We start from the raw sequence: 10,064 nt of genomic DNA, 5'->3' as shown, positions 1-10,064 counted from the left end.
AAACCAGAGAGTCATATCTCGGCTTCGTCAGCCTCGCATCAGCATTGCTGTGGCTGCCCTTTGTCCACGAGGCCTAGATCGAAATAGCGGCGACTGGAACATTTTCCCAATGAACGTTGATATCCAGGGATCTAGATGGGGTTTGTAGTAATTTCTCGAGTTAATTTTGCAGCTGCTGCAGGAACGCCATCAGTTCCGCTTGCCTGTGTCGGCCAGTCTTGGCGTAGATGCGCTTGAGATGGGACCGAACCGTCTCGTAGGAGCATCCCATGGCACCAGCGATCTGATGGAGGTTGATGCCGCCGACGAGATACGTGCAAGTCAGGTATTCGGCCTCTGTCAGTCCAAAGTCGTGTTTTAATATATTTTTTGGGGCTCCGGCATCGCGTTCTGGACGAATGATCAAGGCGGCGGCGTATCTACAATAGAGAGGTCGCATGCTCGGGCGTGCAGCACCGCGATCGACCGGCACGATCAGGATTCGGAATGCAGACGAGCTTCCAACCCTAACACTGTCGGAGTACTGGTGACTGCAGGAACAGGCCGCACGCAAGGCGGCGGCGAAATGTGTCTGCTGGCTTCGAATTTCGATCTGTACATTTCCTTGGGCGTCAAGCCGAAAAGGACTACCAGCAGACAGGAGTGGCTGGGCCAGCGTGTTGGCATGGAGTACATGTCCGTCAGCTTCAATCAACAAAGCTGGCTCGGCGATTGCGTCAATTAAGCCATAGTCTCGCAAATCCGTCTTGTGTTTGAGGTGGATTCTATTGGCAGCGAGCGAACGCCGCATGACCGGCCCTACTGCAGCCAGAAGTGGCTCAAGAAACCCATTCTGCTGTTCGAAATGGCGAATGTCATGATGGACAATCATCCAGGCAACCCGATCCGCTTCCTGGTAGATCTTAAGTGCGATAGCCGCATCGATTCCCCCAACCGGCCGCATCCAGTCATTGTAGAATTCCGAACGCTGGAGCATTGAAACAGGCAAGACCTTTTCAGTGACGACCACGCTCAATGGGGCAAGCTTTGCCATGAACGGCGTCCATGGATTGACCTGACAATAATGCCGCTCATACGCATTCAACGTGCCGGGATCCCAGCCGTACCATACCATCGGCGCGCCCCTGACCGCTAACGGGTCAATAGCCACAAGAGCAGGGCGGCTTCCCGGACAATTGCTGGCAATTAAGCTCACAACCTCCTGCCATGCTTCGGGATTGAATGCTGCAGCGTCAATGGCCTCTTTGACGACACCGACGGCAAGATCCTGGGGTTTCGAAGACATGTGCATGCCTCAAAGCTGCGTCCGCACAGCGGCCGGCTACCTATCCGGGCTCCTTTTCAACCTACCAAATTTTCAGCACACGCATACCGAGAAACATCACCCAATTGGGGCAGTCTCCCAACAATGGCTCATGTACAATCCAGGCACACAAAGAACAAGACGGGTAAGCAGGCTGAGTCAGAGGCATACCAGCCGTATATACAAGAAAAACTGGACCGATTTCTGAAATATCGAACTTCCAGTCGCTCCAATTCGAGAGCAACTCTCCTCCTCGCACGTGGGTTACACAATAATTAGGAAAACTTCAATGACAACATCAAAAACGAGTGTGGCCACGCTGCTCCTCCTGTTGAATATCATTTTCAGTTCAAAGTCCGCTCTTGCTGAAAATTACATTCGAATAACCGTGCCGTTTTATCATTATACTAGTGGAGTATGTGGCGTCTCCTCAGGATTTTCGACTCCCGAAGGAGTTGAATATGCCTGCGCCGACACTCTAGTAAACGTCACGTTTTCGACAAATGGCGCTTTAGGTCCGAAGAGGCGCTCGGACAGTTTCCTTAAGGTTGTAGCTGAAGACCCAGCTTGGCACCCATGCGGCGTTTTCGTAAACAGCTATAACGATCTCGGAGGCGGAACGGCGCTTGCTGTTCAGGATAGCACAGATGCCAATGGCATCACATCCTATCAATTACATGCTGCGGCTGTTTCGCCCGGCGCCAAAGCATGGGCTCATGTTTCTTTGCGATGGGTGCGTTTCGTGAAAGGCAGCCCCAGTATCTTGAAGGTCGACTGTGCAACAGATGGTTTTGCTGTCACCCCGATATATTCTCATCCAGAACGTTTCGAGCAAGACGAGTATGGGAGTGCCGCCACATATCATCAGTGTACCTGGACCCAGACGGAAAGTGGACCATCTGTGAGTTGCCACTAGGCCGCTTCGCTCGCGGCTAACATTTTTCAACTAAATCGGATTGTTTGGTCTTCTCCGTAGAAAACATATTGGATGTTTGTCACGGATCTTGCTGGGAGGTAGCAATGTTGCGAAGTGCTTTGTTGTGCATTGTAATGGTATTATTGTCATCAAATGTAGCGTCTTCGCAAGAAATGAATCGCACTTTTGGTGCAAAAGATGTTTTGTGCACATCATCCGGCGGTACTGAAATAAAAGATATACAAACTTTCGTCGCGCCTTCTGGTTATTTTTTCTCAGACGTAAATATTGAAGAAATCACGCCGACAATCAGTTTTGCCGGCGGTGATTTAGGATGCAGAGAGTGGGGAAGTCCGTCTAGAACATATGCTAAAACTACCGCGTTAGTCGGAGGAAACAAGGTCGAGATTTCCGTTCCGGTTTCCGTGACAGTCTTTGCGCATGCAGATTGCTCGTCAAATTATACAATGGTGCTACAACAAAAAAGAATAACGGCGTCATGTAAATTCAATTCAAGGGTCGCGCCATTGGAATAGTTTGTCGCGTTGATCCCGATTTACCTGCCATAGACTTGCCACCTAGCGGCGGGCGAAACGGCGTGCGGTGAGAATCCGCGCGCCTATCCTCGTCGAAGCGGGGGCCAATGCGCGCTGGTAGCTGGATTTCATCCATTGTCATTTCTCGAAATAGCTGCGACCCAATGTGAGGAAGCGCTCACTTCGGGCTAGAGCTGGGCGAAGGTGCTTGGAGCTCTCTGACGGGCAGAGCCCGAAGGAACAGGCCTACTTGATTTGCGCGCAGTGTCGCGCGTCCTGTCCGCTACGATTGGTCTTTCCGAGTGAAAGGCGACCGACTAAGCTATCCCATCCCTTAGGTTGGATTATCGCGGCGATGAACGGGCAAGCTTTAGACCTGACCAACAACATAGTGGATCTTGAAGACGTTGAACTTGACCGGCACATATATCGGATAACAAAGCAGGAATTCGTGTTCAATCTTTTCAGGACAAACCAAAATGTTCTTACACAAGTCCACAAATGGAAAGATAAGTTCGAAAACTTCTTGTTGGCAAGCGGAGGAACCCTAAACGGAGAAACGTTCGATTACGGATTCAAGAATAGTTTTGCGGGCCAGTGCTGGACCACCGAGCGATATTCAGAGGCGATGTGGGGGATATATGCTCCGGATCCCGACATCCGCTATGTGCGGATACGCTCGACGCCCAGACTGCTGATCAAAGGCTTGGCCGAGCACACCAACCAATACCACGAGACCTGCTATGTCGGGAAAGTCTCTTACAAACGCGAGAAGAGCCTGCAACAATTTCTTGACGATGGGCAAGCGATTTCGCTTTCTCCGTCGAAGTTTGCACGATCGCTACTGATGAAACGGCGAGCGTTTCGCCACGAGAGCGAAATACGGCTGTTGTATTTCGGAGAAGAAAAACTCTATTCTAACGGATTATATCGATATATAGTCGACCCTCATCAGACTATTACACAGATAATGGCGGATCCTAACAGGGATCGACAGAATTGGGAGGCAGACAAAGAGATAATTCGTAGCACTACCGGCTTTCAAGGGCCGATCAAACGATCTAAAATATACGACCCTCCTAGATGGACTCGCCCATCTTACGCGCTGCCCTGAGCGCCGGCTGTCATATCGCCACTGGCATTGCGCCAGCCGGCAACCTCGGTAGGGGAGGAGGTAACGAAAGCACCCGGTCTGGCAACCAGAAGCTTCGTTTTGGCAACCTTATCGCCCGGAATGCTTTGCCAGTGCCGCCGCGCGGCGAGCTTTTGTGTCTTGCCATGGACGTTCGGCATCTGCAGGGGTCAGATCTCGATGCAAGATCACGCTACGCAGCATTCCCAGCTTGAAATCCACCTCCTGAAGCAACTCGAGTTCGTCAGCGGGGAGGTGGCAAGCACCTGCGTCAAACACGGGCTTTACGGCGGCCTCACACTCGACGAGCGCCTTTTGAAGCGTTGTGTCATTTCTCGAAGTAACTGCGACTCGCAGAACGAAACACCTACGACCTGATCAGCACTGCGCCCCCAACGCGCGGCTATCTTCCGGCGCCATCGCTATGCTGTCTGCGTCGTCTTTGCCTCCAGCGCCATACTGAATTTCGCGTATTTTCCCGACCGCGTTGCCGCCGTGAGGAAGCCAACGAGATATTTGAAGGTCGTGGGCGAGTGACGCAGGGACGCGATAGCTGATCGTGCGGATTCATTGTCCTCGATTAACGAAAGTGACCCGCAAAGATATTCTTCCATTAATTCTCTCGACACACCTACGAGAGATTTTTCCATCAGTATCGCTGCCGACAACTCCAGAATATTTGCGAGTTCCGCCAGTTCGTATAATTTCTCGCCATCATCAGAGGCTTTGATATATCGTTGCCACCCCTGCCGTAGACCATCATTCAACGTTACGAGGATTGCGGCAGAAGAGTTACGGTTACCTCGCCATACTGCGTACCACGCCAGAAGCAATGCAATTATTGCAACGACCAGACTCGCGGCTCCCGCCAGATCGCTCACAGGATCAGCGCTGCCGATCAAGGCTTTTTTGTTGTAGAAGGAGAAGCTTGCGGAGCTACGGGCTGCGGCGTGGCCGGCTGATTGCCCTGCTGAGGCGTTGAAGCTGCACTTCCGAGCGCCTGGGCAATGTGCTCCGTTGTCATGCCCTTCTGTAGATGGGCCAACGTCATACTTTCCCGTATATGTATAAGTGTGCCGGCATCCTGAGCAAGCGTAGGATCTTTTTTGTCGGTCATGATTGAATTCCGGTTCGAGTTGAACGTTCATACATCAGAATTTTATATCCCGGCCCGCAAAGCTTGTCTCGTAGGTATCCTCAAATATTGCTATAATGCCCAACCGAAAAATTGCTATTTGAGGTCCCTCTTGCGGACTTCATCTTCGCTCGGCCAGATCAGCTCTCGCCCTTGCCCTTGCCACCCGCGACCGAAATCAGCATTCTTCCCCATCTCCCGGGTGGGCGCTTATCAGGGGCCGAGTTGCATCGTTCCTGCCTCTTTCTCCAGGTCTCAAATCGAACCTGTTCGAAGGACTCCAAACCAAGATAAATTCCTACGGTCGCTTCAGCGATGGAGTCAAGATCGCGGATAGACTCAAAATTTGCGTACTTAGCGTGCCGCCCTCCCAAATCTTCCCAGGTACTGTTTAAGGAGATGAAGGATTGAAATATTTCATTTCCCGTTAGCAATAGTACTTTATTAGATGGTTTTTTATATTTATTTAGACGACGGCCCCATTTTACCAGACGTCTTAATATTTTCTTTTCAGAGTCCGTGAAGTCCATTCGCAGGATCGAAATGACCAGCATTGAGTTCGGAATCTTTCTTGCCAGGGACTTGAGCTTTTCGACGTCTTCATCATCAATGATATCTTTTTCACCGAGTGATTTTGACTCTCCGATCAACAGTTGCGGCGGCGTTTTCCTGTCACCCATCGAATCGCGCTCATACCAAAGCACAAAATCGGCTTCTCGCGTCAAGCCATCGAACTCGAGCGACAACGCGGTTGAGAATGTCATGGGATCGAGGCTGGTTCGCAGCCGACTAATGCACAGCAGGGCCAATAGAGACCCGTAAGATCCACGCGCATAATCGGGCACCGAGAATGGACCAATTACTCGATACGCCCAATTCTTGTTATCTCTGCGTAGGGACGCCTGCGGAAATGGATATGATTTGAGGCACCTATCACATGTAAGCTCATATGAGGCAACGTCTATACGATGCCAGTTGGCCATTCGGCAGTGAGGACATATCGTTTGTAGCCCCAAGCGAATAACATTTCGTTCGGTGAATTTCTCGAGAGTAACATCGAAAATTTCCCGACGAGCCTTTCTCTTCGAGATATGATCGATCCATATCTTGACCGCCCTGGAGCGGCGGTCAAACAGCTCTTCGCTTTCAATATCCTGCCCATCTTCTGATTTATTTTTCGTTTTAATCGTATTTTTTCTTCTTACCCGGATCCCCCCTGCCATTACATTAAGCAATTTTAGGGTTTCAATATCCGCTAGAAGCGCGACACCACGCATGCCTCGTAAATGTGCAAGAATTTGTTTTGCGATATAGCCGGGTTCAGAAAGTTTTGCTTTAATACCAAATCTCTTCAGTGAATCGATAATAGCTACCTCATGTGATAGCAGATAAATTGGTTGACTATTGCGAGTATATCTTTGACAAAAGCTCCATCCTTCCGTCCCGACGGTAACGTATTCGCCACCAAGAGCAAGCCGGGGCCATGTTCGATCAAAATTATTGAAAGGAAATACCGTAGCAATATCGTCAATGCCGTGACCCGATACGGAAAGCGTATTGACCCAACGAACATCTCTGCCACCGTAGGGTTCGGCAAAAGGCGGTGATAGCGTCTCAAATTCCGTTGTAGGCTGTTCGCCGGATGTATCGACCTTGAGAGAAATTCGTCGCTCTGCCGCTGTCAACTCAATTCGATGCCATTGACCGTCCTCCTGAGAGAGTGATGGGTCCCAAACTGTATTCCGCCATGGCTTCACGACCAGTGGCCCTGGCCCTTCACCGTCCTTGGGTTGTTTTAAGCCTTTAGCAATGAGATCTACCGTTTCTTGCTTGCGATCTTCCGTGATCGATCTGCCGAACTCAATCGTGGCGTGGCGCATCACCCCATGAGGGTTCCCCTGCAGAGGACGATGCTCTGCGCTTATGATCTTGCGGATATCCTTGATGAGATCCGGCACCCAGCCGATAGGAATTGGTAAGATAGGATTTGATTCGCCACGCATGTTCCACAAATCGATCAGATCGACGTTATGCGCGGGGTCAAATATATAAATCACAAGATCGTTGCGCCATCCTCGCTCAATATTGATCTCTTTTCGCGTGATCTGTAGTGGCGTTGTTGCGCCGTCGAGGTATATTCTTCTCCAAGCTTCAGCACCATTCGCAATAACCTGCGGCTTATATACGCTGTCGAAGCTTTTTACGAAGTATTTTGAGTGTTCGTCGGGAGGGTATACGCCGAACAGCGCTTCTACGACCGCGGTGTCGCGTTCGGGTTGAACCCTTAGGGCATCGCTTTTGTCTCGTAAATTGAAACGCTGTTCCGTCTCATAAACATGGTGCAGAAGGTCCAGAATTGTTTGACCTAAGGCCAGATCGGAAAAATCTCGGTGTGGCTCGGGAGCGAGCAACTCGTCTAAAGGAATGACCCTCTGATCTATCGGAAATCGCGGGCGAAGTGCGTCGAGGCCGACAGCCTCGACAAGACCTGGCTCCGCCTCAACGAAGGCATCAGGCTCAAAGAAATCGATGTAGCCGCGGGCGATATCATATCCGCTTGGCTCTTCTGGATTTTTGGAGCGCCACAGCTCCGGAGGATTCCGAAAAACCGGTATGATTGGATTGTAGACACCGCCCCACATGCATGACGATATGCGCATGAAACGTCTGAGGGACCGCTTGTCTGTTGGCTTGACCAATAGCGCGACGCGAGCGGGCCGCAAGCGAACCACCCCGTATATATCGACCATTGTATAGCCTTTCAAAAATACAGGTTCTTGCAAGCTTCGGAATTTACCCACTCGCCCAGGAAAAGCAGCGGACCAGCACGTCCATAGCATGATATCTCTGGATTCACCTCGCCTAAGCTATGACAGCAGCAAGCCGCGTTCTGTGTCTATTCGTGCCGAAAGGTAGATGAAAATTTCTATTTTTCTAAATTGGTAATGCGATGAAGTCCGACTGCTCTGCGGCAGAATGGTGATACGCATTGTCAGCTGGATTTGCCGGGACATATGCACTTTCAAAAATAAAGGGATCGATCATCCTCGCGGAAACAGCTTAGTTGCTCGTTGCCATTATGCCATTCTAATGGCAAAACTACAAACGATCGATCTTGACTGGCCGAGCTTACGAGGAGCTCTTTAGTTCAATGTGGTAATCGATGACGCCCTTAACGGAGAATAGTCCCCTTGCCTTTCGGCCTGTCAAACGGATGGTCCGCCTCGAATCGGCGCCCGCCGGAGGCTCGCAATGAATCGCCTGGTGGTTTTTGCGGCCTGTACAAACCGAAGATATAGGGCACACAGCCCAAGGCACTGGTCGAATTTCGACGCCTGCTTAAGGATGGGACAATCGACAATTCGCGCGACGGCACCATCCTCTCCAGACTGCCGCTCAGCGAACTCGGGCAAGTTCGCGTCGGCACCTCGTGGAAGGAGCAACAATGCGACCGAGAGCTGGTGTTGAGGAAAAGATCTTCGATCTCGAATTCACACCCGGCTCATGGCGCCTCACCTCGCCGTTGCATGAAACAAAGACCGGGAGCCGCGAATTATTCCCTTCCGAGCTGCATCCCCTCAAATATGGCGCAAACGATAGAAATCGCCTTCTTGAATTCCTTCTTCCAACAGGAGGGCGCCTGATCGTCCCCTGCCTTGAGTTCTTCGCCAGATGCTACGGCCGCGGTTCCAACCTGCGACGTGATTTGCGACCTACCCGTGGGATACCAGGGCGAAACCTGTGTCGAACGGCTTTACGCTTTCCTTGAGGAGGCCGAAGAGCCTGACAAGGCTTGGAAAGTTCGTCTCCGCAACGGATTGGTGAAGGGCGACACAGTGTGATCTGCTCCCAGGAAACTGGACTATTTTGGGTTAGAGTTTTCCGTGTCATTTCCCTTGGGCTGGGAGGAACGGAAGACGATGAAGGATCGAATTTTCGGACGCGCAGAAGGCGTTCATCTTGAAGCAGGGCGCGGACGGCATTCCGGTGGCGGAGATCTGCCGGCGTGCGGGAATCAGCCAGGCGACCTATTTCAATTGGAAGAAGAAGTACGAGGGGCTGCTGCCAGCCGAGATACGCCGGCTGAAGCAACCGGAGGACGAGAACGCCAAGCTGCGCAAGCTCGTCGCCGACCTCGCGCTGGACCGCGAGATGCCGCAGGACGTCATCCGCCGAAAAATGTAAGACCCCCTCTCGGCCCTGCCAGAGCAGGGCCTGCCGGGCAATGGGTCGCAAGCGCGAGCTCGTCGGCCTGATCTGTGGCGAATGGCAGGTGTCGATCCGGAGGGCCTGTGCGGTCCTGAAGTTCGACACGTCGAGCTACCACTACAAATCGTGCCGACCCGACCAGGCCCCCTTGGCAGGCCGGATCAAGGCGATCTGCGAGACCCGCGTTCGCTATGGCTATCGCCGTGTCGATCCTGCTGCGGCGCGAGGGCTGGCGGGTCAATCAGAAGCGGATTCGAAGGATCTACAATGAGTTAGGCTTGCAGCTCAGAAACAAGACGCCCAAGCGCTGGGTCAAGGCGAAGCTGCGGGAGGACCGTGCGCCGGCGACGCGGCCGAACGATGTCTGGGCGATGGATTTCGTCCATGATCAGCTCACCACAGGGCGCAAGATTCGGGTTCTGACTGTGGTCGACACCTTCTCGCGCTTCTCGCCGGCCGTCGACCCGCGCTTCAGCTACCGGGCCGAGGACGTCGTCGCCACGCTGGAAAGGGTCTGCGGGAAACTCGGCTATCCGAAGACGATCCGGGTCGATCAGGGCTCCGAGTTCGTCAGCCGCGACCTCGACCTGTGGGCCTATGCCAAGGGCGTCACCCTGGACTTCTCGCGCCCTGGAAAACCCACCGACAATGCCTTCATCGAGGCATTCAACGGACGCTTCCGCAGCGAGTGCCTGAACACGCATTGGTTCCCGACCCTTGCGGATGCGGCCGAAAAGATGGAGGTTTGGCTCAGATACTACAACCGCGCATCAGAACACCCATCTGTCTATGTGATTGAAGAGAAGAGGCTTTTCTGTGCGGGATGCGATCCC

General features: G+C 52.3%; 7 protein-coding genes and 1 pseudogene. 4 read left to right on the top strand and 4 right to left on the bottom strand.

Going from position 1 to position 10,064, the window contains the following annotated elements; genetic code table 11:
* Nucleotides 1-160: 160 nt before the first annotated feature.
* Complete coding sequence (locus tag U1R88_RS35085; protein ID WP_322435497.1) at nt 161-1,285, bottom strand: helix-turn-helix transcriptional regulator; 1,125 nt, start codon at nt 1,283-1,285, stop codon at nt 161-163.
* A 307-nt stretch (nt 1,286-1,592) separates the two neighbouring features.
* Here U1R88_RS35085 and U1R88_RS35080 point away from each other — a divergent pair, with 307 nt between their 5' ends.
* The 3 genes from U1R88_RS35080 (at nt 1,593) to U1R88_RS35070 (ending at nt 3,869) form a co-directional block, all read left to right on the top strand.
* A complete protein-coding gene (locus U1R88_RS35080) occupies nt 1,593-2,219 on the top strand; it encodes a hypothetical protein (protein WP_322435496.1) in 627 nt (208 codons plus the stop codon).
* Nucleotides 2,220-2,323: 104 nt separating this feature from the next.
* Nucleotides 2,324-2,755, top strand: a complete 432-nt coding sequence (locus U1R88_RS35075; RefSeq protein ID WP_322435495.1) for a hypothetical protein — start codon at nt 2,324-2,326, stop codon at nt 2,753-2,755.
* A gap of 355 nt (nt 2,756-3,110) precedes the next feature.
* Complete coding sequence (locus U1R88_RS35070) at nt 3,111-3,869, top strand: hypothetical protein (protein WP_322435494.1); 759 nt, start codon at nt 3,111-3,113, stop codon at nt 3,867-3,869.
* A gap of 440 nt (nt 3,870-4,309) precedes the next feature.
* On the opposite strand, the gene U1R88_RS35065 is transcribed toward U1R88_RS35070, so the two are convergent.
* The 3 genes from U1R88_RS35065 to U1R88_RS35055 all read right to left on the bottom strand — a co-directional run bounded on the left by U1R88_RS35065 (nt 4,310) and on the right by U1R88_RS35055 (nt 7,664).
* Entirely contained in the window at nt 4,310-4,789 is a 480-nt protein-coding gene (locus U1R88_RS35065; protein ID WP_322435493.1) for a hypothetical protein, read from the bottom strand.
* Nucleotides 4,786-5,004: a hypothetical protein gene (locus tag U1R88_RS35060; protein WP_322435492.1), complete on the bottom strand. Its 219-nt coding sequence runs from the start codon at nt 5,002-5,004 to the stop codon at nt 4,786-4,788. The genes U1R88_RS35065 and U1R88_RS35060 overlap by 4 nt, the downstream gene beginning before the upstream one ends.
* Nucleotides 5,005-5,162: 158 nt before the next feature.
* The gene (locus tag U1R88_RS35055; protein ID WP_322435491.1) at nt 5,163-7,664 is read right to left on the bottom strand and encodes a LamG domain-containing protein; all 2,502 of its coding nucleotides are present in this window, start codon (nt 7,662-7,664) and stop codon (nt 5,163-5,165) included.
* Between the two features lie 1,285 nt (nt 7,665-8,949).
* On the opposite strand from U1R88_RS35055, the pseudogene U1R88_RS35050 reads away from it, so the two are divergent.
* Nucleotides 8,950-10,064: pseudogene (locus U1R88_RS35050) on the top strand (IS3 family transposase); the annotation flags it as partial.

Source organism: Labrys sedimenti, assembly GCF_034424805.1.
GTDB lineage: Bacteria > Pseudomonadota > Alphaproteobacteria > Rhizobiales > Labraceae > Labrys > Labrys sedimenti.
Note: the sequence above shows the minus strand (reverse complement) of the source record. Positions and strands in the feature narration are given on the sequence as shown.

Coding starts and splice junctions, on each gene's coding strand:
- U1R88_RS35085 (WP_322435497.1), bottom strand. CDS start 1,285: ATGTCTTCGAAACCCCAGGATCTTGCCGTCGGTGTCGTCAAAGAGGCC.
- U1R88_RS35080 (WP_322435496.1), top strand. CDS start 1,593: ATGACAACATCAAAAACGAGTGTGGCCACGCTGCTCCTCCTGTTGAAT.
- U1R88_RS35075 (WP_322435495.1), top strand. CDS start 2,324: ATGTTGCGAAGTGCTTTGTTGTGCATTGTAATGGTATTATTGTCATCA.
- U1R88_RS35070 (WP_322435494.1), top strand. CDS start 3,111: ATGAACGGGCAAGCTTTAGACCTGACCAACAACATAGTGGATCTTGAA.
- U1R88_RS35060 (WP_322435492.1), bottom strand. CDS start 5,004: ATGACCGACAAAAAAGATCCTACGCTTGCTCAGGATGCCGGCACACTT.
- U1R88_RS35055 (WP_322435491.1), bottom strand. CDS start 7,664: ATGTGGGGCGGTGTCTACAATCCAATCATACCGGTTTTTCGGAATCCT.